The sequence below is a fragment of the Olivibacter sp. CPCC 100613 genome (assembly GCF_036959255.1).
Classification (GTDB): Bacteria; Bacteroidota; Bacteroidia; order Sphingobacteriales; family Sphingobacteriaceae; genus Olivibacter.
This window is the reverse complement of sequence record NZ_JAWMTI010000002.1, coordinates 324,475-347,924: the sequence shown is the minus strand read 5'-3', so window position 1 is coordinate 347,924 and position 23,450 is coordinate 324,475. Positions and strand designations below refer to the sequence as shown.

Here is a 23,450-nt window from a genome sequence, read left to right as displayed (position 1 = left end):
TATGACAGTTTAGAAATAAATAGGAAGTGAAAGGAAAGCCAGCTGGATTTTGGTTTGAATTTTTGCGGCTTTAGGGTATGAAAAGAATTAATATAAACCACTTTTCGTAACACGAAATCGCATCTTAAGAAGGTTTAATTAGGTTTTTTATAGTATTATGATCTGGAAAGATCTTTCGATGAGATGTCATTTATATACAGTGAGAAAGCTTGTAGGATTAAGTATGGGTATCTTATCAAAAGGATGCAAAACTAGCAGATCTTTGTCCCCGGTTATAATGCAAGAGGCCTGAGCGGATACAGCAAGAGAGAGGTATTTGTCGTCTTTTGGGTCACGACATGCCGTTATAGTTTGCGTAGGATTAATGGAAATGGAATTGCTGATTATATTTTCAACGAAATCGATGCGGGTTTCCATTTTTACCCATCTATTAAACTTTTCACGAGAGAAAACAATGATATACTCAGCAACAATTTCATCCGAAACCAGTAAGGTGCCTGAAATTCTTGCCCTTTTTAATGCGAGACCAGCAGTAGAGTCTTCGTTGAATAACGCACTGAGTAGGGTATTCGTGTCGAATATAAAATAATTATTCACCCTCGTTCAGCAGCTTGTCCAATTCTTCCTGTGAAAAACCTTTTGATTTCGCCTCTGCACTCGCTTTTCTCATTGTTTTAAACAACCTTTCATTAGCGGATTGATTGCTGAAAAAATCGTTCAAAAAGGCATTAATATATATCTCAACCTTTCGTTTCCTGTCTGGATCTGCCTGCTCAAAAGCGGAAGCTAAAGCAGGAGGTACTTGTATTGATATGGTTTTCATCGTTGTATCTTATCTAATTTGATAATCAAAGATAAGAAAAATCGAAGGAATGATTATTTTTTACCCATTCTCTACCTTTTTCGTACCCTTTGTTTACCCAGAAGGATAGGGTAGCTAAGGGAAACCTAAAAAGCGTACAAGTAAGGTGTGGATTTGCATAAATGCCTTTTAATACTGGATTTAAGACTATATATGGGCTAAAATGAGGAAACAATGGAAGTGGTTGTCTTCCTTGCAGAATTTAATTCATCGATATTATGAAGAGAATAATGTCCGACTATTTCTCTTCAGTTAAGAGCCCACTGTTGTTCGGTAATGAACGAGCGACTGTACGCTTTCGAACAAGTATGCTATCGGTTAAAATGTAACTTCCTGTTTTTTAGTGTATTGACTTGGTGGCATGTCCTTTGGGACAGCTTTTGTCACTACACCAGGCTTTCGCTATTTTACTACGAAGGCTTTAAGGTGCGATGAATTGGGCTAAGAGCGGTATAAATCAGACTCCGTTGAGAGAAATTGGAAATAACGATAAAAAAATAAGTGTATGATCAAGAACCATATTAAAATCGCATGGCGAAATCTTTTGAAGAACAGAGGCTATACCGCCATTAATATGATTGGACTGGCTGTGAGCCTGGCCGCTGTATTGCTGATTGCATTATGGGTACAGAACCAGCACTTATACGATAATTTCTATTCAAATAGGGATAATATTTATAAACTGTGGAATCGGAACGACAACGAAGGGAAAGTCAATGTGTATGATATTACTTCGGGTCCGGCAGCAGCAGGCCTTAAGCGGGAGTATCCCGAAGTGGTGCATGCTGCACGAATGTATTGGTCTTCAGACCGCCTTTTTTCTTATGGAGATAAAAATATTAAATCTAATGGAAATGAAGTGGACGCTGATTTTCTGAGCATTTTCGATTTTCCATTGCTGCATGGATCTGCCAATCATGCATTGGAAGATCCCACCAGCATTGTGCTTACAGAAAGTTTGGCAAAGAGCCTGTTTGGCAAGGAGGATCCATTGGGAAAGACGATTACCATCGATAGCAAAGTACCGTTTAAAGTGACGGCTGTGTTGAAAGAGCTGCCCAGCTATACGGATTTTAATTTTGGCTACCTCACGCAAATAACGCCGGAAAGAGAAAAAAACTATGGCACAGACTGGAAGACGAATTCGTATTATACTTTTGTTGAGCTGAAAGCGGGAAGCGATGTACGGGCCTTTAACAAAAAAGTGGAACCCTTTGTTCGAACCAAAGTATCTGAAGCCAAAGGGAGCTCGATATTTCTTTATCCCATGGCTAGGATGCATCTCTATAATCGTTTTGAAAACGGGGTCTCCGTGGGAGGTCAAATTGAGCAGGTACGATTAGTGACCGGAATTGGGCTCCTCATCTTGCTGATTGCCTGTATCAATTTTATGAATCTGGCGACTGCCAGAAGTCAAAAACGCAGTAAAGAAGTAGGCGTCCGTAAGGTAGTGGGAGCTACCAAAAAAATATTGATCCAACAGTTTCTCTCCGAATCTATTCTTTTAACTTTTGTATCGGGTATCATCGCGCTGGGTTTGACTGTACTCTTTTTACCGGTGTTTAATAGTCTGCTGGACAAACCGCTTGTAATGGATTGGACGAATCCTTTCATGTGGGGGGTGGGTTTTGCAAGTATGCTGTTAACGGGATTTCTTGCCGGTGTCTATCCTGCTTTTGTGTTGTCTGCTTTTAAACCCATCAAAACATTAAAAGGAATGGTGGCTAAACCGCGTCGAATAAATCTGCGGCAAGTACTGGTTGTCTTGCAGTTTGGCATTGCTGTGGTACTGATTGCGGCAACTTTGGTGATCCGTCTGCAGATCGATTTTGCCGGGAAAAGGACCGTAGGTTATCATGTCTCGCAGCTGATCGAGATCCCCGCCGAGGGTGATATGGGTGGCAATTATGAGGTTTTCAAAGCGGAGCTGTTGCGAAATGGTTTGGCGAGTCAAGTGACGCGTACCGGGTGGCCGATTACGATTGATGCCTCAAGTGCCAGCGGTAGTTTCTCTTGGGAAGGTGCTACACCGGAACAGGAAAAGAACAGTTTTTTTACCATTGTAAAAGCGGAGAGCGATTTTGTGAGCACCTTGGGTTTAACTTTAACGGGAGGAAGGGATCTGGACTTTGCCAGATTACCCGCAGACAGTGCCTCTGTGATGCTGAATGAGACGGCAGTCAAAACAATGGGATTAGCGAATCCTGTTGGCAAATATTTAAAGTGGGGAGATAAAACCTATACCATTGTGGGCGTTTTAAAAGATTTTATCACTGCATCCCCTTATCGGGATATTAGTCCGATGTTGATACGCGCTTCAAAAAATTTCATGATGAATATCGTCATTCGCAATAATCCGCAACTTTCTATGGCCGAAAATCTGCGGGGAATCGAAAAGATTGTCAAAAAGTTTAACCCTGCCTATCCCTTTACCTACAATTTTGTTGATCAGCAATATGCAGAGAAATTCCGCGAACAAGAGCAGACGGCTATGTTAGCACTTGTTTTCTCTTTATTGGCCATTTGTATTTCTTGCCTCGGTTTATTTGGGCTCGCCTCTTATATCGCGGAAACACGTATCAAGGAAATTGGTATACGTAAGGTATTGGGCGCTTCTGTTACAGGGATCAGTACCATGTTGTCTAAGGATTTTATTAAACTGGTTGTTATTGCCATTTTATTGGCCTCACCGATCGCGTGGTGGGCAATGAATACTTGGTTAAATGACTTTAGTTACCGTATAGAAATGCAATGGTGGATGCTCGTATTATCTGGAGGTATTGTTATCACCATTGCACTGCTTACTGTGAGCTCACAGGCCGTGCGTGCAGCGCGCACCAACCCTGTGAGCAGTATGAAGGATGAGTGATAGGACTTGAAACTTATGATGTAAAGCGAAGAATTGGATTACTTTATCAAACCCGCTTTCTGCATCAGATGGGTAGCGTTTTTATTCTTCGCAATACCCCTGTTTATTTTGTAATCGAAATAAAGCTCATTGGCTTCCAAACGGCTTTCAAAGCAATAGTTGCTTACCATTGATGGATGCTTTCTTTCTAGTTTACCCAAATCCAGATCGTGCGTAGCAATAATGCATAGGCAGTCGTGCTGTAAGAATTCTTCGATTAAACCGATAGACCCGGCTAGTTTGTCAGCTGAGTTTGTACCTTTGAGAATCTCGTCGAGAAGAATGATCATTTTCTGGCCGCTACGGAGTTTATTCATGATCAAGGACAATCGTTCAAGTTCAGCGTAGAAATAAGATGTGTTCTGTTCCAGTGAATCCATCACGCGCATACTGGTATAAACCTCCGCATTATTAAAAGCGAGGCTTGTTGCATAGACGGGCGCACCGCAATTGGCAAGTACCGTATTTATACCTATTGCTCTCAGAAACGTACTCTTACCGGACATATTAGCACCTGTTAATACCACGACTTTCTCTTTATCCGAGGGAATGAAATCATTAAGCACACAGGCATTTTTTCTCATTAATGGATGCCCAAGTCCTTTTGCTTCTATAAAAGTGGAGGAAGTAAATTGAGGAAAACAATAGCTTGGATTATTAAAGGCGAAGTTTGCAAATGAGTTCAATTCGTCAACTATAAAAATGCTGTCTAACCATGAAGGCATTGATTCCCGATGCTTGTTCTTCCACTTGTCGAGCCCAACAATACAATGAATATCGGATAAAAAGAAGCCATTTAGTACAACTGCTGCAAGGTCATTTAAGCGCTGATCAAAAAAACTCATCAGGATGGATAGTCTTTTTACTCCAACCTGTGCTTGATCGCTCTTTTCTAATAACGATGTTAAAAAAGGATCGGTAAATGTTTGTGCGTTAAGGAGCCCTAATAGATAGGCATATTTTCGTAAAAGGTTGTATTTACGTGAAATAACTGCATGAGTCTTGTTTATAGTATGATTAAAAAGCTGTATGAAAGCAAGATTGATCAATACAGACAGTACCAGACTTACATAAGGGACAAGCCCCGCCAAAGCAAGGATTAAAAGGGCGAAAGTTATTGCAGGCAGTAAGAAACTAAGAAAAAAGATCAATGGCCGATTTAATGTGCTTTTTGGAGATGCCAACCAGGCCATGAGCTGCGAGAGGTCCTCCGGTTTTTCTGGATTATCAGCCCCGATTGCCATAAATTGCTGCCGAAAATCCAAAAGCGGTGTTAATGCTGATATGGCCTTCTGTCGTTCAATTATTTTTTCTATTGCTACTATCTTGTGTTTAAGATTATTTGCAAGCAAGCGTTCACCGGAAGAAGTACAAGTCCTATTAACATACTGGAAAAGCGATTGATCACCAAAGATGTCTATATCGAATGTGAATGGATGATTGTGATCTATATATGGTGACCCTGATGGTAAAGATGTGTAATCTCCGGACAGCGCAGATTTTTCCCCCTCATTGATCATTTTTAGACGACGGAATTTTACTTGCCGTTTATTGACTTTTGCATGGGCGAAGACCAATGCAATATAGACTACCGTAGAGACTAATACGACTGCAAGCCAACTAATAGCTAAATAAGTTATAGCCATCCACAAGGCAACTATTATAGAAATACCAAAAAGCAAACGCAAGGCAGCATAGCGATTCGCTTTTTTCTTAAATTGATTTTCCTTCTCAGAAAAGGCATTGCTACGCGTGCTATAAAGGGTATGTAAATCAATGTGGGCATTTGGTTTCATCGACCTTGAGACATTGGTGTATCAAATAGCGATACGGAAATGAATTTTTATAGATAAAATATTTTAAAGTTCATTTGTTAGAATCATATTGAGATTGGGAGCAACAGGTATTTTTGCTTCATACCTGAGGTCTTGGTCAACCGCAACAATTGGAATCAAAAGGAAGTTCCTAACGTTCTTTGGTACCAGTTCTCTAGTTGGATATCTTCTAATTTGTTGAAATGTTTGGTGTTATCGGTTACTAATATCAATCCATACTCAATTGCTGTTACACCGATAAGTAAGTCGAAATCATCATGATGAGGCGTTCCTAATTTACGAAGTCGAACTTTTTCTTTTGCATAACGATTGATAGCTCCGAATATAGGAACGATTGATAGCCCATTAATGAAGCCGTCAACTGCCTTATGTGATTTTTTTGGATTGCTGCTGTTTTCAGCACCATAACGTAGCTCAGCTACAGTTACTTCTGAGATGAAAAAATTTTCCCTGCCTTTTTCTCTAATAATTCGAGCTAAATCCAGTTTTCCACGTAAATAGAAAACGCATATACTCGTGTCTAGCAGGTACTGCATTAGAAACTAATGTCTTTTTTGCGAAATTTCCTTGCTGATCTAATTTCATCGACTAAAGTTTCTGCCTCTTTACCGGAAGAAAATGCACCAAATGATTTGTAAAAAGCCGTTTCTTTTGTGTCTTTGTTTTTTCTTATAGATTTAGTAAGGCTTTCTATCAACTCCAACTTAGTAACAGCATCTAAACCATCAAACAGGTTGGAATAACTCTTTACGATATGCTTAGAAACAGTAGACATAATACTTATTTAACTAAATCAAAGATAATGAAAAGTATTCATTACACGAAATGCTTATAATAATCAGGCATATGTGGCTAACAGAAGAGCAAAGAAAGGCTAAGCCGTGCTCATTTATCACACCTTATAGCTAAAATAGCATTAATTTGAGTTATACCCAACATACATAAATAATATCCATTACAAATGGATAAAATCATTCAGTGTTAGTGGGAGGCTATGGAAAAAATGTATCGCCGCTAATGTTGTGCTGCTCCTGTTTACTCTTTTTCGTCTTTTACTTCTTTGTAAAAAATGTAGCCGCCGTGGTGCAGGGTGTTTTCGTCAACAAATGTTCCGTCCGCTGTAAAGCCGGTGTCATCTCGATAAAAGATTTCATTTCCGCTTACTTTATAGGCTCCCTGATAAGCACTTAGACGGCTTCCCCGAGCTTCGTCATAACGGTTGCCGGGAAGTAATTCTTGACGTATATGTCCATCTGCCGTTACCCACATGCCGATATACCCTTTGGTTTCTTCTATTGTCTTTTTCATAACTGTTGTATTGTTTTGCATTAATTGAACTAATTCATACGTGTCTAAAAAAGCAACCGCGTGGATGATTTTCCCGTCGTTGAGTTGCAGTTTCCAGATGTAGGTGTTTTCATAAATCGTATTCGTTTTGGTTTTTGCCTGTGCTTTGAAATGAAGCCAGATAAATCGGTCGTCTGCCGTAAGACTAATTAGTTTTGGCTTTAAGGGCTCTTTCAATTTTTCAATAATGGGCGCTACAGCACGCTCCATAAACGCTTGCTTGCCTTTATAAGCACCGGAAACGGGAGACCGTCCGCTAACCTCCCAGTTAACGTCATCCGCTAGCAGATCAAAGAAACTCGCTGTGCCATTTTCCCATTGCTTAAACTGATGGGCAACCAAGTCTAACTGTTTTTGCAAAGCAGACTCTTTCCTTTCTTGGGCATTTGCAGAAAAAACAACATGCCCAAGAAAGAGTGCGATCGTTAGAGCGCCGTAGATAGTGTGTAGCTTTTCCATTGCTCTACTTCGCTGCTTATAAAATCTACTTTTTTATACACGATATCATAGGCATCACTACCCAAAAACAAATGAACCGGCGGTTTTTCTTCTTTGCTTATCGCAATCAATACTTCTGCTGCCTTTTCCGGATCATTGGGCTGATTGCCATTTATGTCGCTAAGGTGTGCCTGTTGGGATTGGCGGGCAGCTTCATACTCCTCAATGGTATGCTGAGGTGTTTTTACCGACCCTTTGGCGAGAAAATCGGTACGGAAATAACCTGGATAAACAACGGTTGCATGTACACCCAATCCTTTGACTTCTTCGGCCAAGCTCTCTGTAAAACCGACAACGGCAAATTTAGTGGCGCAATAGATGCCCCAACCCGGAAATGCGCCAGAAAAGCCGCCAACAGAGGCGATGTTGAAGATATGCCCCGACCTATTTTTGCGTAAGTAAGGCATGGCATTTCTGATGACATTCAGCGAGCCGAAAACGTTGACATCAAAACTGTTTCGCGCTTCTTCATCTGTCAGTTCCTCCAATGTGCCTATTTGGCCGAAACCGGCATTGTTTACGATGACATCTAACCGGCCGAAGTGGGCGATGCTTTTGGCAATTCCTTCCTTTACGTTTTCATTGTCTGTTAAACTGACTTCCAGTGGTAGGAATACGTCTGATACTTCACCAACTTCAGCGATTAATGACTGGATGTTGCGGGAAGTGGCTACTACGCGATAGTTCTGCGCTAACAATTTTTTAACCAGTGATAGGCCTAAACCTTTTGAAGCACCGGTAACTAACCAAACTTTTTTTGTTGTGTCCATATGTTTTAATTTTTTATGATGACACAAAATTAAAGCGGTGGTTGCGGAACAATTAACGAAATGCTAACAATAACTTACGAAATTCTAACATTGCGGAATTGGGTGGGGTTTATGTTCAAATGTTTCTTAAAAAAGTTGTTGAAATGGGTCACTTCGGTAAAACCCAAGGCAAAGGCAATTTCTGATATATTCCAGGTGGTTTGTGTGAGCAGAATTTTAGCTTCCTGTAATAAACGTTCAGCGATAATCTGTGATGTGGTCTTTTCTGTGGTCTCCCTAATTGCTCGGCTCAAATGGTTGACGTGTATTGAAAGTTGATCGGCGAAATCGGATGCGGAACGGAATTGGACGCGTTGTCTGACGTCCTCAATGGGAAATTGCCTTTCCAGTAGTTCCAGAAATAGGATGGATATTCGATGAGATGCATTGATTTCCTGCTTATCGATCTTTTTTGCGGGTTTCATTTTATGGGTTTGATGTAAAATAGCAAACACCAAATTTCTTAATGCATCGTATTTATGTTCATAATCTGAGCTGATTTCTTCAAACATCTGCAGGTAAATCTGCTTGATGCTTTCAGCTTGCTCATCGTTGATTTCAAAAATAGGTGTACCGTTAGGCTGGAAAACTTCATACTTACTCAGGTTTCCGAAATGGTGAAAAAAGGCAGGTGTAAACACACAGAAATAGCCGGATTGTTCGTCATCAAGCGATTCCCAATTATAGGGTATTTGCGGATTGGCAAATAATAATGCCTGCTTGCTTATTTCGATTTCCTTATCGGCGTAATAGATTTTATTTCTGCCGATAATCAGGCTGATTTTGTAATAGTCTTTTCTGCTGTATGGTACGGGTTTAGGATGTGTGCCTGCAAAATCATCCAACTTGAAAACGTTAAAATGGCCAATCTCCCTACGGATATTGTCAGGTACCCAGTTGAGTTTGCTTTTGTAGAATTCTTCTATTGATTGCGTTTTCTCCATCAGGCGAAGTTACGAAAATCAAACATGATTTCCTTGATGTTTGCCCGTGTTTATTCCATTGCAAAGTAATCGCGTTGCTTCCACTTCAAAATTAGGTGGGGCACCTTCGTGGATACTGGGGCGGGATGGCTGAATGAATTAGATGGCTAAGAACCAACTTTCAAAACGACTTTTCCTTTAAAACCACCTTGGAGTAACCGCAGAGCAATCGATTGGATATTTTCCCATGAATCTAACGTTGCGATATCTACTTGAAGCTTGTTTGTGGCAACCAATTGAAACAGCTCGTTAAGCATAGGAGATACCGCTTGGCGAGATAATTCCTCGCCCAAAAAGAAACCGTATAACATCGTGCCTCCAAAACCTTTTTCTCTGATTCTGAAAAGATCTACATTAAATGTGGCTTCTTGATCTTTTAGTATATTGCCAAAAGATACACAAATGCCGCCCGAACTCAATAGTTCTAAAGATTTTCCGAGAGAGGCTCCGCCTAATCCTTCCAAAATTCTGTCGAAGGGCATATGTTTTCGGGCTTCTTCCCAATCAGTTACTACATGGTTAGCCCCTAAATCATACATTTGGTTTGCACGTTTAGGGGATTGGACAAATGCAGTCACTTCTATTCCCAGGTGGGATGCGATTTGAATTGCCAATCGTCCGACATTTCCCGTAGCAGCGGTTATCAGTATGTTCCGGCCGTCATTTTGAGGTTGTTTTGATAAGGATATATACGCCGTTAATCCGGTGATGGGAATGCAGCAGGCTACCTCTAAAGAAACGGCCGTTGGAACACGTGCGACGAAACTTTCGGCAACTGTCACTTGGCTTGCCCAGGCGCCGCCTAGCATCATTCCCGCTACATGATCGCCTTCTTTGAAAGAGCTGTCCGCATCGGCCTCCTTCACTAAACCGGAAAATTCCCATCCCGGTTGATCTCCAGCGGTACCGCTTTCCAGGGAATCGATCACCTCACCATAATTTAATGAAATATAGGCAACGTCAATTAATAGGAAACCTTTTTCGCGCGTTCCCGTAGGGGCATTATGTAAGGCTAAAAACTTTTTGCCGTCTTTTTCGGATACACGGATAACTTTCCTTTGATTGTTTAACTTCATTTTTCTGCTTTTTATCAGTTGTGCTTAGGTCCTTCCTGCTGCATGCTCTGGAGGATACGGGCCCGATGCTGGATACCCCATTCGGCAATAACTTGCGTTAATTGCTTTAATGACTCTCCGTACTCCGTGATTTCATAGGCCACGGAAACGGGCGAGGTGGCTAAAACATTTCGTTTGATCAATCCATTAACTTCGAGCTCTTTTAACTCGCGGCTCAACATCTTGCCCGAAATGCCCCGGACCTTTTTCAATAGCTCGGAATAGCGCATGGGTTGGTAGCACAGACAAGCGATAATAAGCACCTTCCACTTGCCGCCTAAGATTTCCATGGTGTCATAAATGGCCAATACCGTCTGGCTACATTCTTCTATTAGGTGATCTTCTGATTTCATTGTTGTCCCTTGGTTACCCAAATGTTACTGTTACTTTTTGTCACTTGGTGTCAAATTTAAACATTTCTCCTCTACCTTTGCGCCACAACACATAAAAAATTATACAATGGAACTGATTAATCATTTAAAATGGCGTTATGCTACCAAAAAATTTAATAATGAAAAAGTAAGCGCCGAAAAAATTGACCAAATTTTGGAAGCCATCAACCTAACAGCTTCTTCGTGTGGGATACAGCCCTATCGCGTCCTGGTAATTTCCGATCCTGAAATAAGGGCCAAACTGGGTGTAGGTTCTTTTAACGGGCAGATTCTGAACTCTTCTCATTTGTTAGTGTTTGCGGCATTCAATGAGGTATCAACTGCCTATATTGAGGAATATATAAAAATGGCTGAAAAGCAACGTAATTTACCGGAAGGAGCGATGGATGAGTTCCGTGAAAAACTGACGGGCTATTTCAGCGCGAATGCGCAGGAAACAAATGCGATCTGGGCGAGCAAACAGGCTTATATCGGACTGGGGACGGCTTTGCTTGCGGCTGCGGAACTGAAAGTAGATTCTACCCCAATGGAAGGTTTTGATCCCCGGCAGTTTGATGAAATTTTGGGATTGAAGGAGAAAGGATTGCATGCGGTAGTGCTGCTCTCCTTGGGCTATCGTGATGTGGAAAATGACTATTTAGTTGATTTGCCCAAAGTGCGCTTACCAATAGATGAATTTGCTGCTTTTGTGGGGTGAAAAAAGCGATTTACTTTATTGAAGTTGGTTTGATTTTTGTAATTTTGGGGTATGAAAAGAATTGATATGAACCACTTTCTTGCTGCACAAAATAAAGTGCTGAATAAGGATTTGGGAAATTTCAATATATTCTGGGTGCACGACTTGGATGCCTGTGCCGTTCAGCCTATTCCTTATAATCGAAGGGATTTTTACAAAATCAACTTGCTCCGCGGTGAATATACGATCCATCTCGCCGATAAAACCTATGAAATTCAGAAGCTGGGTTTGTTTTTTGGTAATCCTTTATATCCCTACAACTGGATTCCGAAAGGAGCTGATGCTCACAGTGGGGTGTATTGTATTTTTAATAAAGAGTTTTTTCATCAGTTTGGCAATATTGATTCCTATCAGATGTTTCAGCCTGAAGGGGATAATGTGATTGAATTGACCGAAGAATTATATCGTGAAATTGAACGTGTTTTTGAAAAAATGGATCAGGCCTTCCGATCGGATTATCAACATAAGTATGATAAGATACGCAATCTGATTTTTGAGGTGCTACACAGCGCAAATGAAGTGTCGACGAATGAAATACGGATCAATAAGCATGATGCAGCCGCGAGTAGGATTACCAGGTCATTTTTGGAATTGTTGGAGCGACAATTTCCCATTGAAATGAAAAATCAGCAGGTGCTTCTACGAAATGCAGCAGACTTTGCACATACGCTGGCTATTCACGAAAACTATTTAAATAGGGTGTTGAAAAAGACCATGGGCAGTACGACCACCCAATTGATACAACAACGGTTTTTACAGGAGGCACGTGTGCTCATCAGGCATAGTTCCATCGATATCTCGGAAATTGCCTACCTGCTGGGGTTTAAGGAAATCAGCCACTTTTCCGGTTTTTTTAAGAAAAATGAAGGCATTTCTCCGTTGCAATACCGAAAGGTTTGATTTTCGTAAATGATGGTTTGCTTTCTGTAAAAAAATGGCTTAACGATCCACGAACTTTGTCGTGTAAATAATACGTATAAAATTATGACAAAGAACTGGTTTATCACAGGCACATCAAGCGGTATTGGCCGTATTCTTACCGAGCACTTATTGGCATCCGGGCATACTGTTTTTGCGACACTACGGCAAACGGAACAAATGGCGGAACTCCGCGATAAATATCCGAAGCAACTCTATGTGGCTTATTTAGAATTGACAGATATACAGAGCATTCATCATGCAGTTGCAACAGCTTTGGAGAAAATGGGGCAAATTGATGTTGCGGTGAGCAATGCGGGCTTGGGTGTCTTCGGTGCGGCGGAAGAATTGGATGATGACAAGATCTCGAAGCAAATTGAAGTCAATTTATTAGGTTCGATCCGACTGATAAAAGCACTGATTCCGATAATGCGTCAGCAGCAAGATGGAGGGCATATCATACAGGTGTCTTCAGAAGGTGGGCAGATTGCCTACCCGGGATTTAGCTTATACCATGCCTCTAAATGGGGGATTGAGGGATTCATAGAAGCGACGGCGCAGGATGTACAAACGTTTAACATCAGATTTACGATTGCCGAGCCAGGGCCCACAGGAACTAATTTTGGCAGTAGTTTGTTCATAGCGCCTCCTTTAGAGGTATACCGGCATACTGCCGTTAATGATTTACGTAAGTTTATCGATGCAGGCTTTGGTGAATTGGACGATGTGCATGATGTAGTCCAAGCTATTTTGGATTGCGCTAATCATCCGCAGCCTCCGTTTAGATTGCCAATCGGAAAAGTAGCTGTCCAACATGTTCAGGATGGCTTACAAAGGCGATTAGATGATATTCGGAGCTTGATAAAGTAAATTTGGTAGATGCTGTCGGTCCCTATTCGGATAGTCTTATTACAAGCTGACCAGGTCTTTTGGATACTTTGGGATCCCAAAGTATCCAAAATTTACCTATTCATCTCTTAGCGAATCGATCGGATTGGCTATCGCCGCTTTAATGGCTTGTGAACTCACCGTGAGTAAAGCCAGTATAAGTGCCCCCATTCCTGCTATGATGAACAAACCCCAGCCGAGAGAGATGCGGTAGGTATAAGTTTGCAGAAATTTATCCATCGCCCAATAGGCAATAGGAAACGCCACTAGACAGGAAATAATAACCAACCATGCAAATTCTTTGGACAGCAAGCGTGTAATGGAAAAAACCGATGCACCCAGTACTTTTCGGACACCGATTTCTTTCGTCCGATTTTCAGCCATATAAGCCGCTAGTCCGAATAAACCCAAACAGGAGATAAAGATGGTGAGAAAAGCAAATAAAGCTGCCATGGTACCCGTCTGCTCTGATTCTTTGAATTTAGCGGCGTAGGCTTTGTCTACAAAGTTGTAGGCGAAAGGATAATTGGGGTTGTAGCGTTTAAAAATAGCTTCGGTTTTAGCAAGGGCATCGGAGGTTGACAAAGAGGGATTAAACTTAATATGCATGACATTAAAAAATCCTTTGGCTCCTTCAATGACGGCAGGCTCAACGGGTTCGTAAGGTGAGCGCGAAATGAAATCGGCCACGACACCCACCACGTGCCATTCAATGCCATTATCTTTGATCAATTGACCGATGGGATCTTTGAAGCCCATAAGTCTTACCGCTGCTTCATTTAAAAGGACTGCTGTGGAATCGGTAGGATACTGTGCTAGATCCATGTCTCTTCCTGCTACCAATTGAAGGCCGGTCGTTTTAACAAGCTGCTCATCTGCACACATACGGTCGAAAAGTGTTTTATCGTTTGGTGCTTTTCCCTGCCATTCAAATCCATTGGTGTTGCTCCAACTCTCGGTAATAGGGCAACTAGAACGCGTTACTGATACAGCTATACCATCGCGGAGCAGTTCGCTTTTGATGAGCTTGCTGTTCTTGGATACCTCCCCCTCCTCCATAATATAAACGAGGTTGTTTTTATCGTAACCATTTTCCCTGTCTTTTGCATATTGAATTTGCTTATGAACGGCCAAGGTGCTTATAATAAGGATGATGGCAATGGTGAACTGAATAACTACCAGGATTTTACGAAGGCTAAAGGTGGCCTTCGCTTGTTTAAAGGTGCCCTTTAACACTTTAACAGGTTGAAAGGAGGAAAGGAAAAAGGCCGGGAAACTACCGGCGAGCAAGCCGGTGATCAAAATAAAACCGATGGCGTTCAGCCAAAATTGAAAATGACCAAAATCAACGGCCAAACGCCGGCTGATTAAATTGCCAAAGGAGGGTAGGGCTAACCAGGTAATAAACAGGGCGATGACACCCGAGATGGTGGCTATCAAAATAGATTCGCTTAAAAACTGGCCGATCAGTGATACACGATAGGCGCCCGCAACTTTTCGAATGCCGACTTCCTTCGCTCTTTTTTCACTTCGGGCAGTGCTGATATTCATAAAGTTAATGCAGGCAATCACCAAGATGAAAAAGGCGATCAGCGTAAAAAGATTGACCATATCAATGCGTCCGCCTACTATTTTTCCATTTTCAAACTTGGAACGAAGCCACCAATCAGGGAGTGCATGCAATAAAACTTCGGTGTCTTCATCGGGTCCGTTATGACGCTTAGTGATGTCCTTGATCTTCCTGTCCATCAACTCTTTGCTGATGCCCGGATTCAATTCTACATAGGTCTGTACGGAATTGTTGCTCCAGTAATCGTCGCTATACCCAATTTTTTCCATGTATTTCCAGGGAAGCAGGAACTCCACATCGGTGAACCTGGTATTGCCGGGCATATCGGCTAAAACACCGGAAACGGTCACCACATCGACACTATCTATTTTGAGCGTTTTCCCCAGTGCTTCTTCTTTGCCAAATAAGCGTTTAGCCAGGCTTTGGCTAATGACAATTTCTGTGGGGCTTTTTAAGATATGTTCCTTATCGCCTTCGAGCAACGGAAAATCGAACATGGAAAGGAAAGCGGAATCGACAAAGGCGCCCTGGCCCTTCAGCTTCTTGTCGCCCACGGAGAACAGGAAGCTGTTATCGGAATAGCGGCTGTAATGGGCTATTTCAGGAAATTCCGCTTTGGCCGCCGGTCCCAAAGGCTTGGGCGTATAGAACCACACCTGAAGTTTATCGCCCCAATCGGCTCGGTTTCCTACCAGAAAAAGCTGGTCTTTTTTATGGTGGAACAGGTCAAAACTCCGTTCGTTTTGTACCCAGGAAAGGATGAGCATGGCAGCTGCCATACCAATAGCCAAGCCTGTTATGTTCAAGATGGAATACCCTTTGTTTTTAAGCAGATTTCGCCAAGCAATTTTGATGTAGTTCTTTATCATACCGAGCCCGTTAATTGAATATTAGCTTAACATAAATGAGGCCATAATTTTTATCGATTTGATTATTAGTTGTTTGTGCCTTTGATTTTTAACAGCAAGTGTTCGTTTCCGAACAGTGATTGTTCATTGGCGCACAGCTTACTCGGTGGTGAACGTCAAAATACCATTCTTCCTGCCCAAATGGCTATGTTTCATGGCTAAAGATAATAAGCTTGGTTAAAAGCAATATCCGTTGGTTTTCAAAAATGTCGCCTCCAAAATTTACATCTGGCAGTGGGAGGCACCACCGTTCCCGTAAATTTTGAAGCGACGAGGTTCTTTGATTACTTTCTTTACGGGAAAGAAAGTAATTGGCGGTGTCGCTACCATTAAGCGACAATTTAAACGCTACGCCATCTACTGATAAACCAAAAGATAAAAAACTTTTTACCATATGGTAAGTGGATTCCCCATAATAAGTTCGAAATTTAATGTATGAAAGAGTTTATCAATTACGTATTGCAGTTTGGGAATTTGAACAGACAGCAAACCGATTTCATTATGAGCAAAGCAAAAACGCTGGAACTTCATAAAGATGACTATTTTTCTGAAGCCGGAAAAACCCCCAAGTATGTTGGATTTCTTCTGGAGGGTGTTGTTCGTTTCTGCTATTATAACAACAAAGGCGAAGAGATTACACATTCGTTCGTAGACGAGAACAATTTTGTTTCGGACCAACAAAAGTTTGAGGCACAAGTAGTGGCCTCTGATTATGTACAGGCTGTTACCCCTTGCAAAATGCTTGTTTTTTCAAAGAAAAGTTGGGATGAGATTGGAAATACAATTGTTGGCTGGGACGCTATTATCACTCAGATTACCAAAAACTGTTTGTTAAAAGCGATCGAAAGAAGAAGTCCGCTGGTTTCTGAAGATGCTACCACCCGTTATTTATCGTTCATTGAACAATTTCCCGGCCTTGTCAACCGTGTGCCGCTTTCTCATGTGGCTTCTTATCTGGGGATCACCCAACAATCATTGAGCCGAATAAGAAGAAATATCCGTTGAGATCACTTTTTACCAAATGGTAAAAGCTTCCTCTTTTTTGATACCGACCTTTGTATCATTAATTAATTGAAAAAAAAATGAGCAAAAAAGTCGTATTAATTACAGGAACAAATAGTGGATTTGGATGGCTTACCGCCAATAGCTTGGCAGCCTTGGGACATCAAGTGTATGCTACCATGAGAGACACCGAGGGAAAGAATGCGGATAGAGCAAATGCGTTATCGCAGGTAGCCAATATCACCGTTTTGGATGTTACACTGACAGATGAAACCAGTGTAAAGCAGGCTTTTGACACTGTTATAGCGAAGGAAGGCACCATCGATGTGTTGGTAAACAATGCGGGTGTTGCCCTATTCGGGGTGGCTGAAAGTGCTACGCCGGCCGATGTGCAGCGAGTCTTTGATGTGAATGTTATCGCACCTTGGAGGTTGATGAAATTAGCCCTACCTTTTATGCGTAAACAATCGGAAGGTTTGATTATCAATGTTTCGAGTGGGTGGGGTAGGTTCTCGCCTCCTTTTTCAGCCGTGTATGGTGCTTCAAAGTTCGCTTTGGAAGGATTAAGCGAAGGCTTGCATTATGAGGCACGACCTTTAGGGGTGGATGTAGCAATTATTCAACCGGGGGCTTTCCCGACTGAAATGTCTCAAAAGATTCAAGCGGGATCTGATGCATCGGTTGTTGACGGCTATAAAGTGATAGCGGAATTTCCGGAAAAAATGTTTAATGCTATCGGTCAACTATTTGAAACAGTAAAACCTGACCCTCAATATGTTGCGGATGCCGTGGTAAAGCTAGTCAATCTACCTAAGGGACAGCGGCCTTTAAGAACTGTTGCCGACCCATCTACAGGAAAAATTGTTGAAGCGGCTAACGATGCTGTTCTGATTGAGTACGATCGAGTGCTAACAGCATTTGGAATGAAAGATTTATTGAGTTTGTAGGTATAAAAGGTGATGTTTGCGGCGAGTATTGCCGCAATCCATCACAGAGATCAATTGGGCTGCAAACGAGAATACGACTTGATGCCTAATTCTCCTAGTAGCGTTGTTTATCAGTATAAATTTATGTAAATTTGGAAGACAATAACGGCTTTAGAAATGAAAACGGCATTACAAATAGATATCACTTTTGAGCAGATACTTTCCATGGTTAAGCAGTTGCCCAAGCAACAGAAGATAAAGCTGAGCAAGGAATTGGAAAAAGAAGTTATAGATTCAAAGCTCCAACAGTTGTTGACTACCTTTAAAACAAACGAGTTGGATGCAAAAACAATTGCGGCAGAAGTAGAAAGCGTAAGGCAAGAAATATATGATAAACAAAAGCGTTAAAGTAATTTTTGACACGAATGTTTGGATTAGTTTCTTAATAGGAAAGCAGCTCTCCAAAATAAAAAGATATATTGTTGACGGCCGTATTAAGATTATAATTACAGAGCAGTTATTGACGGAGATAAAAATTGTAACAGCCCGTGAAAAACTTAAAAAATATTTTCCGAAAGGAAGTGTGAAGGAACTAATTGTTTTGTTGGAAACAATTGGTGAAAACGTTGAGATAAAATCAACTCATTTAATTAGCAGAGACCCCAAAGACAATTTTCTATTAGATTTAATAGATTTTTCCAAAGCTGATTTTTTAGTCACGGGAGATAAAGATCTCTTAGAACATAATCCGTTTAAAACAGCCCAAATACTAACGCCAACAGCCTTTGAAAGTAAACTGATTAAATAGAATCTTACAAAACAATTATTGCTTCACCTAAACTTTTTCCTGTCTCATGTCTTTGAGAATACGTGCGCGGTGTTGAAGTCCCCATTCGGCAATGGTTTGCGTCAATTGCTTTAATGATTTTCCGTACTTTGTAATCTTATAGGCTACCGAGACAGGAGAAGTGGCCAATACATTTCGTTCAATCAATCCGTTTACTTCAAGCTCCTTCAGCTCCCGACTCAACATCTTACCGGAGATGCCCTGAACTTTCTTCAGTAATTCGGAATAGCGCATGGGTTGGTAGCACAGGCAGGCGATAATAAGCACCTTCCACTTTCCACCTAAGATTTCCATGGTGTCGTTTATAGCCAATACGGTTTGGCTACAGTCTTCGATTAATATACTTTCTGATTTCATTTTTGTCCCTTGGTTACCCAAATGTCACTGTTACTTTTTGTCACTTAGTGGCAAATTTAAACAATTCTGCTTTACCTTTGCATCGCAAACATAAAAATTTATACAATGGAACTTATTAATCATTTAAAATGGCGTTACGCCACCAAAAAATATAGTACAGAAAAAGTTAGCGAGGAAAAGATCAACCAGATTTTAGAAGCCATCAACCTAACCGCTTCTTCATGCGGAATACAGCCCTATCGGGTTTTGGTAGTTTCTAATCCGGAGATAAGGGCCAAATTGGGCGCAGGTTCGTTTAACGGACAGATTGTAAATTCTTCTCATTTATTGGTGTTTGCGGCTTTCAACGAGATATCCACAACATATATTGAAGAATATATAAAAATGGCCGAAAAGCAACGGAATTTACCGGAAGGTGGGATGGCTAATTTTACAGAAAAACTAGTTAACTATTTCAGTGCAAATACAGCGGAAGCAAATGCCGTCTGGGCTAGCAAACAGGCTTATATTGGCTTGGGTACTGCCTTGCTGGCTGCTGCGGAATTGAAGATAGATTCTACGCCCATGGAGGGTTTTGATGCTGCCCAATTTGATGAGGTTTTAGGGCTAAAGGAGAAGGGATTGCATACGGCGGTGATCCTTTCGTTGGGCTATCGGGATGCGGAAAATGATTACCTGGTTGATATGCCAAAAGTAAGGTTGCCTATAGAAGAATTTTCTGCTTTTGTAGCATAAACGATTTAATCTGGCTGTAGGGGCGCTTGCTATTGCTGCGCAACACTTCCATGAGCTGGAAATTGACAAGTTGGCTTAAAAGATCAGGGACGGCCTTCTTAGCCAACCACGGGAAGATTCTTATAACGCCATTCACTCGGGGAGTAGTTTACCGGCAGTTGCTGTAGATGCTTGATGCGAATCTTTTTTCTGTGCTGTTTGATATGTGTAAAGAGGAGGTGACTGTCATAGGTGACTTCGAAAGGTTGTGACAGGTTAACCGGTTCGGTTGTTTCGCCAAGGATCACATACTCCAATTTTCCTTCCGAAGTGAACCGCTTAATGATGACATTGTCGCCAGTAGTGGCTTGTATACTGAACCATGCTCCATCACCCACGCCTCCAAGATACTGTGCCTCTTTAGGCACAGTAATGGGTTTTGAGGGTGCGTTCATGCGGCCAACCGAGTGGTCGGCGGGTAAAAGACGGGCTTTTCTTTGGCTTACATTCTCTCCTAGCTTTTTCAGTAAAAAACGAACGGACTGCCAACGGTTCATCTTAACATGTTTTAAGCCCTCATGGGGTGTAAATGAGTAAATCATTCTATCTGGCACTACATTAACTAAATTACTGATGGGACTTGCTTTAATTGTTTCGGGGAAATTGATAGTATGTCGCCAGCTGTAGCGCTTGGAACACCGAGCAAGCATGCGGACAATAAATCGTGAACAATTATTGTTGTTGCGGGCGATGGCACCGTAAGGATATGCACCGTGAAGTACGCAATCGTCTCCGTAAGCTTTGGCGCGTTCGAAATTAATACCACGAGCAATAGCAAAATAAAGAATACCTTCTCCATACATGGCAGGTTTCAATGCTTCAAACTGCGTTGCGATTTCTTCAAGGTTGACAATAGTACGGCCTTCAAATTTCGCCTTAATCGTAATCGCTAGGCGAGGGTCTGAAAATTTAGAACGAGCTCGACCATATTGCCGGGGCGTGATATATCGTCCGAAGTCATAGAAGAGCATTTCGCCGGTTTCTCGTTTAATGATAACAATACCGGTATGACCTACTTTAAAATTTAAGTTTTTTACGATGCCAATTTTCTTTAAAAACAACATCCACTTTTCGTCTCCACGGATAGTGGTATCCGGCCATGTTAAAATAAGGGCCATATCATTGTAGGTGATCGTTGACTGCATGATATTCTCTTTTTATGTTAGACTTTAAAGGAAGATGAAGTTTCGGTAACCCCTATGCGGTGAATGTTTGATAAATAGATTTAATTTCGTGCCCCAACGGAAGAAACGGCTTAATTCTTTTTTGTTCAAGTGCTCAAAATGGAAAATTTTATGTGGAAATGGAATCGCATTGGTATAGACACCATTTTTGGAAAAAACCAGCATAATTTTTTTGTGAAGCTTTTTCGTTAAGCCAACATGTTCATATACTGCCTGCCCGCGTTCGAAGAATGATGCTGTTGGATAATCTCGAAAGGTCAGCAAAACGATATAGTCACAGCATGTTAGCATGTTTTGATAATTGATTTCATTGCCTAAACTGGTACGGCTATACACTTCGTGTCCATTGTTCCAAAAAAACGCTGCAAGATGGTCGAGTAACATTTGTTCTTCTTGTCCGCTATCTCCAACTAATAAATATTTCATCTGTTTATTTTTTGTTTTTAGTTGTCAGATGGAGCCTTTGATGATTAAAATAATCATTGCCCTGTGTGCTTAATGATTATTTTTAATCATGTCGGGTTCATATGTAAATGACTTCTCTTTTAAAGGCCATATGGAATATCCAGATTATTTTGTGTTTGTCTTTGGTAATCATGGATATTTCATTATCAAAAATGTTTTATGCTAAAGATTTTTAGCCGCTGTTATCTGGGATGCTATAAATTTAATGGTGGGTATCAGCTAGATGGCGATCCTTTCCATCGCTTGTGTGTCCATAACCAACCATAGGGTTCTTCTTTGATGTTTTCGGTTAAGAGGTTCATATATTTTTGGGTTATCTCGCCCTCATGCATCGACACCGCTTCGGAACATACCGGCATACAGGCTATCTTGTAATTCCCTTTAGAGAGCTGTGTAATATGCAGGTAGATGACGGCCGATCGACTCGTTTGTGCCAATTTCTCCATGCCTGAAAAAAAGTAGGTATCCTGGTGCAAGAAAGTGAACCTGAATTTTTCTTCTTTCATCGGCGGACATTGGTCGGCAAGGAATAGATAGACGGCCGGGCCTGAACTTTTAGCTAGTATTTGACGTACAACCGCTCTATCAGGTATTAACTTCATGCCAAAACGAGACCGGAATCTGATCATCAGCTTATTCATCGTGGTTGAGCGAAGGGGTTTGTAAACGGCATATATGTCGTATTGCATCTTATAAGGCATAAAATTCAGCATCTCCCAATTTCCGCAATGACCCAGGCAGGCAATAACATCTCGTCCGGAGGCTATGTACTGATCGATTAATTCCAGGTTCTCAAATACAATTTTATTGTCAAGCACTTCAGTCGAAACGGAAATGCTTTTGACGATTTCAGCAAAATAGGCTGTAAAACACGTGTAGAACTTTTTTACAATTGCATGGACTTCTCCGTATCGCTTATCCGGAAAAGCGCGTGCAATATTCTGGATGACGACTTCTTTTCTATAGCCGATGATATAATAGGCAAGAAAATAAGCGATGGCCCCCATTGCATACAGCAATTTCATCGGTAGCAGGCTTATAATGTATAGGCCTGCATAAGCACTTCTGTAAGCAATATGTTGTAGTATCTGCTTCGGATTCATACTAAAGTTTCAACTTTAAGCCAATAGATGCGTAGGGTGAAACAGAAAAAAAGTAGTCATTATCGGATGCAAATACACCCTTCAAAGTCCGCTCGCTGTATGCAGCCGGACGGTATAGATTTAAGCCGACCATACCGGTCATGGTTAATCCGGTTTTACCGACCTTGAGCTCGGGACGAAAGCCTGTAACAATATACTGGTGTGAAAAGATCATGTCTTTGCCATCTTTTTTCAACAAGGCGACTTGCCCGTTCATTTCAATGGCATAAGATAGTTTGAACCGATCGTTGAAATCGTAGCCTGCTGATAACTCTAGGCCTTCGATCACTTCTACATTGACATCGTATTTTCCGTGAAGCTTCCATTTAACATAAACCGCAGGGAATATCATGGGGTAGCCTAAAGAACTATTGATAGATACACCACCGCCTATATCCAGATTCGGTTTCAGGTGCCGGATAAAAACAAGGCCCCCGCTTCCAAGCACATTCTTAAATGTCAGCTTGGAGAAATCAGTAGTGGGAGCAAATATACCGGCTCCGAGGCTTGCCCGCATAGACCATCGGTCATTTAACGGACGTAGATGGTAAACCCCGAGTTGTATATTCATGATTTCGGAAACCATGTCATCTGAAAAATTCCTGTTTTTCAAGGAGACGTATGATCCGCCAAGGCCAATCCCCCAAGCTGTGGGACGATTCTTTTCATTCAGTTTCATGGATAAGGGAATGTTGACAGCTCCTTGATAGACCATGGCGGAGCCTTTGCTATTACCGATTTTTTCTCGTGGTTTTTCACCTGGAGGCAGATAATAATAACCTGAATTTCCAATATACTCGGTTCTGAAAGACACTTCTTGCGCTTTGCCTTCGAGATATAATAATATGGCTAACGTTGTTAACCAGAATGATATGAACTTCATATGATTTTTAAGTTTTTTATTTGTATTTATTTATTATATAGGAAGCAAAAAAAGGGTGAATGAAGCAATGTGGAAAGCAGTAGCTGGTAGACTTCAGCATC

26 protein-coding genes are annotated in these 23,450 nt (G+C 41.4%); 9 read left to right on the top strand and 17 right to left on the bottom strand.

What is annotated here, in order from left to right; translation table 11 throughout:
• Window positions 1-186 precede the first annotated feature (186 nt).
• Window positions 187-597 carry a putative toxin-antitoxin system toxin component, PIN family gene (locus tag RYH73_RS07890; RefSeq protein ID WP_335312874.1) on the bottom strand — a complete coding sequence of 137 codons (411 nt, stop codon included), beginning with the start codon at window positions 595-597 and terminating at the stop codon, window positions 187-189.
• Entirely contained in the window at window positions 590-823 is a 234-nt protein-coding gene (locus tag RYH73_RS07885; protein ID WP_335312873.1) for a hypothetical protein, read from the bottom strand. The genes RYH73_RS07890 and RYH73_RS07885 overlap by 8 nt, the downstream gene beginning before the upstream one ends.
• A 544-nt stretch (window positions 824-1,367) precedes the next feature.
• Between RYH73_RS07885 and RYH73_RS07880 the strand changes: the two genes are divergently transcribed.
• Complete coding sequence (locus RYH73_RS07880; protein WP_335312872.1) at window positions 1,368-3,731, top strand: ABC transporter permease; 2,364 nt, start codon at window positions 1,368-1,370, stop codon at window positions 3,729-3,731.
• Window positions 3,732-3,769: 38 nt separating this feature from the next.
• Here RYH73_RS07880 and RYH73_RS07875 read toward each other — a convergent pair whose 3' ends face one another.
• The 8 genes from RYH73_RS07875 to RYH73_RS07840 all read right to left on the bottom strand — a co-directional run bounded on the left by RYH73_RS07875 (window position 3,770) and on the right by RYH73_RS07840 (window position 10,731).
• Window positions 3,770-5,566, bottom strand: a complete 1,797-nt coding sequence (locus tag RYH73_RS07875; RefSeq protein WP_335312871.1) for a MutS-related protein — start codon at window positions 5,564-5,566, stop codon at window positions 3,770-3,772.
• Window positions 5,567-5,721: 155 nt separating this feature from the next.
• Window positions 5,722-6,141 (bottom strand): type II toxin-antitoxin system VapC family toxin, encoded by a 420-nt coding sequence (locus tag RYH73_RS07870; protein WP_335312870.1) that lies wholly within the window; start codon window positions 6,139-6,141, stop codon window positions 5,722-5,724.
• Window positions 6,141-6,380: a hypothetical protein gene (locus RYH73_RS07865; RefSeq protein WP_013667637.1), complete on the bottom strand. Its 240-nt coding sequence runs from the start codon at window positions 6,378-6,380 to the stop codon at window positions 6,141-6,143. The genes RYH73_RS07870 and RYH73_RS07865 overlap by 1 nt, the downstream gene beginning before the upstream one ends.
• A gap of 260 nt (window positions 6,381-6,640) precedes the next feature.
• On the bottom strand, window positions 6,641-7,411 hold the full coding sequence (locus RYH73_RS07860) for an Atu4866 domain-containing protein (protein ID WP_335312869.1): 771 nt from the start codon (window positions 7,409-7,411) through the stop codon (window positions 6,641-6,643).
• Window positions 7,378-8,220, bottom strand: coding sequence for an SDR family NAD(P)-dependent oxidoreductase (locus tag RYH73_RS07855; RefSeq protein ID WP_335312868.1), 843 nt, complete (start codon window positions 8,218-8,220; stop codon window positions 7,378-7,380). Before RYH73_RS07855 ends, RYH73_RS07860 begins: the two co-directional genes overlap by 34 nt.
• Before the next feature lie 74 nt (window positions 8,221-8,294).
• The gene (locus RYH73_RS07850; RefSeq protein WP_335312867.1) at window positions 8,295-9,203 is read right to left on the bottom strand and encodes a helix-turn-helix domain-containing protein; all 909 of its coding nucleotides are present in this window, start codon (window positions 9,201-9,203) and stop codon (window positions 8,295-8,297) included.
• 146 nt (window positions 9,204-9,349) lie between these two features.
• The gene (locus tag RYH73_RS07845; RefSeq protein ID WP_335312866.1) at window positions 9,350-10,318 is read right to left on the bottom strand and encodes a zinc-binding dehydrogenase; all 969 of its coding nucleotides are present in this window, start codon (window positions 10,316-10,318) and stop codon (window positions 9,350-9,352) included.
• 14 nt (window positions 10,319-10,332) lie between these two features.
• Window positions 10,333-10,731: a winged helix-turn-helix transcriptional regulator gene (locus tag RYH73_RS07840; protein WP_335312865.1), complete on the bottom strand. Its 399-nt coding sequence runs from the start codon at window positions 10,729-10,731 to the stop codon at window positions 10,333-10,335.
• Between the two features lie 85 nt (window positions 10,732-10,816).
• On the opposite strand from RYH73_RS07840, the gene RYH73_RS07835 reads away from it, so the two are divergent.
• The 3 genes from RYH73_RS07835 to RYH73_RS07825 all read left to right on the top strand — a co-directional run bounded on the left by RYH73_RS07835 (window position 10,817) and on the right by RYH73_RS07825 (window position 13,273).
• Window positions 10,817-11,446 (top strand): nitroreductase family protein, encoded by a 630-nt coding sequence (locus RYH73_RS07835; protein WP_335312864.1) that lies wholly within the window; start codon window positions 10,817-10,819, stop codon window positions 11,444-11,446.
• Between the two features lie 51 nt (window positions 11,447-11,497).
• On the top strand, window positions 11,498-12,385 hold the full coding sequence (locus tag RYH73_RS07830; RefSeq protein WP_335312863.1) for a helix-turn-helix domain-containing protein: 888 nt from the start codon (window positions 11,498-11,500) through the stop codon (window positions 12,383-12,385).
• A gap of 84 nt (window positions 12,386-12,469) precedes the next feature.
• Window positions 12,470-13,273, top strand: coding sequence for an SDR family oxidoreductase (locus RYH73_RS07825; RefSeq protein WP_335312862.1), 804 nt, complete (start codon window positions 12,470-12,472; stop codon window positions 13,271-13,273).
• Between the two features lie 96 nt (window positions 13,274-13,369).
• Here the strand turns inward: RYH73_RS07825 and RYH73_RS07820 are convergent, their stop codons facing one another.
• Together RYH73_RS07820 and RYH73_RS07815 are read right to left on the bottom strand one after the other, a co-directional pair.
• Complete coding sequence (locus tag RYH73_RS07820) at window positions 13,370-15,730, bottom strand: ABC transporter permease (RefSeq protein WP_335312861.1); 2,361 nt, start codon at window positions 15,728-15,730, stop codon at window positions 13,370-13,372.
• Between the two features lie 184 nt (window positions 15,731-15,914).
• Window positions 15,915-16,163 (bottom strand): hypothetical protein, encoded by a 249-nt coding sequence (locus RYH73_RS07815; RefSeq protein WP_335312860.1) that lies wholly within the window; start codon window positions 16,161-16,163, stop codon window positions 15,915-15,917.
• Window positions 16,164-16,204: 41 nt separating this feature from the next.
• On the opposite strand from RYH73_RS07815, the gene RYH73_RS07810 reads away from it, so the two are divergent.
• The 4 genes from RYH73_RS07810 (at window position 16,205) to RYH73_RS07795 (ending at window position 18,505) form a co-directional block, all read left to right on the top strand.
• A complete protein-coding gene (locus tag RYH73_RS07810) occupies window positions 16,205-16,774 on the top strand; it encodes a Crp/Fnr family transcriptional regulator (RefSeq protein WP_335312859.1) in 570 nt (189 codons plus the stop codon).
• Window positions 16,775-16,851: 77 nt separating this feature from the next.
• Window positions 16,852-17,718, top strand: coding sequence for an SDR family oxidoreductase (locus tag RYH73_RS07805; RefSeq protein WP_335312858.1), 867 nt, complete (start codon window positions 16,852-16,854; stop codon window positions 17,716-17,718).
• 156 nt (window positions 17,719-17,874) lie between these two features.
• Window positions 17,875-18,105 (top strand): type II toxin-antitoxin system VapB15 family antitoxin, encoded by a 231-nt coding sequence (vap15, locus tag RYH73_RS07800; protein WP_289551823.1) that lies wholly within the window; start codon window positions 17,875-17,877, stop codon window positions 18,103-18,105.
• Window positions 18,086-18,505 carry a putative toxin-antitoxin system toxin component, PIN family gene (locus tag RYH73_RS07795; protein WP_335312857.1) on the top strand — a complete coding sequence of 140 codons (420 nt, stop codon included), beginning with the start codon at window positions 18,086-18,088 and terminating at the stop codon, window positions 18,503-18,505. The genes vap15 and RYH73_RS07795 overlap by 20 nt, the downstream gene beginning before the upstream one ends.
• A 27-nt stretch (window positions 18,506-18,532) precedes the next feature.
• Here the strand turns inward: RYH73_RS07795 and RYH73_RS07790 are convergent, their stop codons facing one another.
• Window positions 18,533-18,901, bottom strand: a complete 369-nt coding sequence (locus RYH73_RS07790) for a winged helix-turn-helix transcriptional regulator (protein ID WP_335312856.1) — start codon at window positions 18,899-18,901, stop codon at window positions 18,533-18,535.
• Window positions 18,902-19,006: 105 nt separating this feature from the next.
• On the opposite strand from RYH73_RS07790, the gene RYH73_RS07785 reads away from it, so the two are divergent.
• On the top strand, window positions 19,007-19,636 hold the full coding sequence (locus RYH73_RS07785; RefSeq protein WP_130855267.1) for a nitroreductase family protein: 630 nt from the start codon (window positions 19,007-19,009) through the stop codon (window positions 19,634-19,636).
• A 98-nt stretch (window positions 19,637-19,734) separates the two neighbouring features.
• Here RYH73_RS07785 and RYH73_RS07780 read toward each other — a convergent pair whose 3' ends face one another.
• The 4 genes from RYH73_RS07780 to RYH73_RS07765 all read right to left on the bottom strand — a co-directional run bounded on the left by RYH73_RS07780 (window position 19,735) and on the right by RYH73_RS07765 (window position 23,349).
• Entirely contained in the window at window positions 19,735-20,820 is a 1,086-nt protein-coding gene (locus tag RYH73_RS07780; RefSeq protein ID WP_335312855.1) for a DUF6695 family protein, read from the bottom strand.
• A 24-nt stretch (window positions 20,821-20,844) separates the two neighbouring features.
• Complete coding sequence (locus RYH73_RS07775) at window positions 20,845-21,285, bottom strand: hypothetical protein (protein ID WP_013667614.1); 441 nt, start codon at window positions 21,283-21,285, stop codon at window positions 20,845-20,847.
• Between the two features lie 254 nt (window positions 21,286-21,539).
• Complete coding sequence (locus tag RYH73_RS07770; RefSeq protein WP_335312854.1) at window positions 21,540-22,427, bottom strand: lysophospholipid acyltransferase family protein; 888 nt, start codon at window positions 22,425-22,427, stop codon at window positions 21,540-21,542.
• A 1-nt stretch (window position 22,428) separates the two neighbouring features.
• A complete protein-coding gene (locus RYH73_RS07765) occupies window positions 22,429-23,349 on the bottom strand; it encodes a DUF6268 family outer membrane beta-barrel protein (protein ID WP_335312853.1) in 921 nt (306 codons plus the stop codon).
• Between the last annotated feature and the right edge of the window lie 101 nt (window positions 23,350-23,450).

What these genes read in the sequence shown, in the direction of transcription:
- RYH73_RS07885 (WP_335312873.1), bottom strand. Translation starts at nt 823, where the DNA reads ATGAAAACCATATCAATACAAGTACCTCCTGCTTTAGCTTCCGCTTTT.
- RYH73_RS07880 (WP_335312872.1), top strand. Translation starts at nt 1,368, where the DNA reads ATGATCAAGAACCATATTAAAATCGCATGGCGAAATCTTTTGAAGAAC.
- RYH73_RS07875 (WP_335312871.1), bottom strand. Translation starts at nt 5,566, where the DNA reads ATGAAACCAAATGCCCACATTGATTTACATACCCTTTATAGCACGCGT.
- RYH73_RS07870 (WP_335312870.1), bottom strand. Translation starts at nt 6,141, where the DNA reads ATGCAGTACCTGCTAGACACGAGTATATGCGTTTTCTATTTACGTGGA.
- RYH73_RS07865 (WP_013667637.1), bottom strand. Translation starts at nt 6,380, where the DNA reads ATGTCTACTGTTTCTAAGCATATCGTAAAGAGTTATTCCAACCTGTTT.
- RYH73_RS07860 (WP_335312869.1), bottom strand. Translation starts at nt 7,411, where the DNA reads ATGGAAAAGCTACACACTATCTACGGCGCTCTAACGATCGCACTCTTT.
- RYH73_RS07855 (WP_335312868.1), bottom strand. Translation starts at nt 8,220, where the DNA reads ATGGACACAACAAAAAAAGTTTGGTTAGTTACCGGTGCTTCAAAAGGT.
- RYH73_RS07850 (WP_335312867.1), bottom strand. Translation starts at nt 9,203, where the DNA reads ATGGAGAAAACGCAATCAATAGAAGAATTCTACAAAAGCAAACTCAAC.
- RYH73_RS07845 (WP_335312866.1), bottom strand. Translation starts at nt 10,318, where the DNA reads ATGAAGTTAAACAATCAAAGGAAAGTTATCCGTGTATCCGAAAAAGAC.
- RYH73_RS07835 (WP_335312864.1), top strand. Translation starts at nt 10,817, where the DNA reads ATGGAACTGATTAATCATTTAAAATGGCGTTATGCTACCAAAAAATTT.
- RYH73_RS07830 (WP_335312863.1), top strand. Translation starts at nt 11,498, where the DNA reads ATGAAAAGAATTGATATGAACCACTTTCTTGCTGCACAAAATAAAGTG.
- RYH73_RS07825 (WP_335312862.1), top strand. Translation starts at nt 12,470, where the DNA reads ATGACAAAGAACTGGTTTATCACAGGCACATCAAGCGGTATTGGCCGT.
- RYH73_RS07820 (WP_335312861.1), bottom strand. Translation starts at nt 15,730, where the DNA reads ATGATAAAGAACTACATCAAAATTGCTTGGCGAAATCTGCTTAAAAAC.
- RYH73_RS07815 (WP_335312860.1), bottom strand. Translation starts at nt 16,163, where the DNA reads ATGGTAAAAAGTTTTTTATCTTTTGGTTTATCAGTAGATGGCGTAGCG.
- RYH73_RS07810 (WP_335312859.1), top strand. Translation starts at nt 16,205, where the DNA reads ATGAAAGAGTTTATCAATTACGTATTGCAGTTTGGGAATTTGAACAGA.
- RYH73_RS07805 (WP_335312858.1), top strand. Translation starts at nt 16,852, where the DNA reads ATGAGCAAAAAAGTCGTATTAATTACAGGAACAAATAGTGGATTTGGA.
- vap15 (WP_289551823.1), top strand. Translation starts at nt 17,875, where the DNA reads ATGAAAACGGCATTACAAATAGATATCACTTTTGAGCAGATACTTTCC.
- RYH73_RS07795 (WP_335312857.1), top strand. Translation starts at nt 18,086, where the DNA reads ATGATAAACAAAAGCGTTAAAGTAATTTTTGACACGAATGTTTGGATT.
- RYH73_RS07790 (WP_335312856.1), bottom strand. Translation starts at nt 18,901, where the DNA reads ATGAAATCAGAAAGTATATTAATCGAAGACTGTAGCCAAACCGTATTG.
- RYH73_RS07785 (WP_130855267.1), top strand. Translation starts at nt 19,007, where the DNA reads ATGGAACTTATTAATCATTTAAAATGGCGTTACGCCACCAAAAAATAT.
- RYH73_RS07780 (WP_335312855.1), bottom strand. Translation starts at nt 20,820, where the DNA reads ATGCAGTCAACGATCACCTACAATGATATGGCCCTTATTTTAACATGG.
- RYH73_RS07775 (WP_013667614.1), bottom strand. Translation starts at nt 21,285, where the DNA reads ATGAAATATTTATTAGTTGGAGATAGCGGACAAGAAGAACAAATGTTA.
- RYH73_RS07770 (WP_335312854.1), bottom strand. Translation starts at nt 22,427, where the DNA reads ATGAATCCGAAGCAGATACTACAACATATTGCTTACAGAAGTGCTTAT.
- RYH73_RS07765 (WP_335312853.1), bottom strand. Translation starts at nt 23,349, where the DNA reads ATGAAGTTCATATCATTCTGGTTAACAACGTTAGCCATATTATTATAT.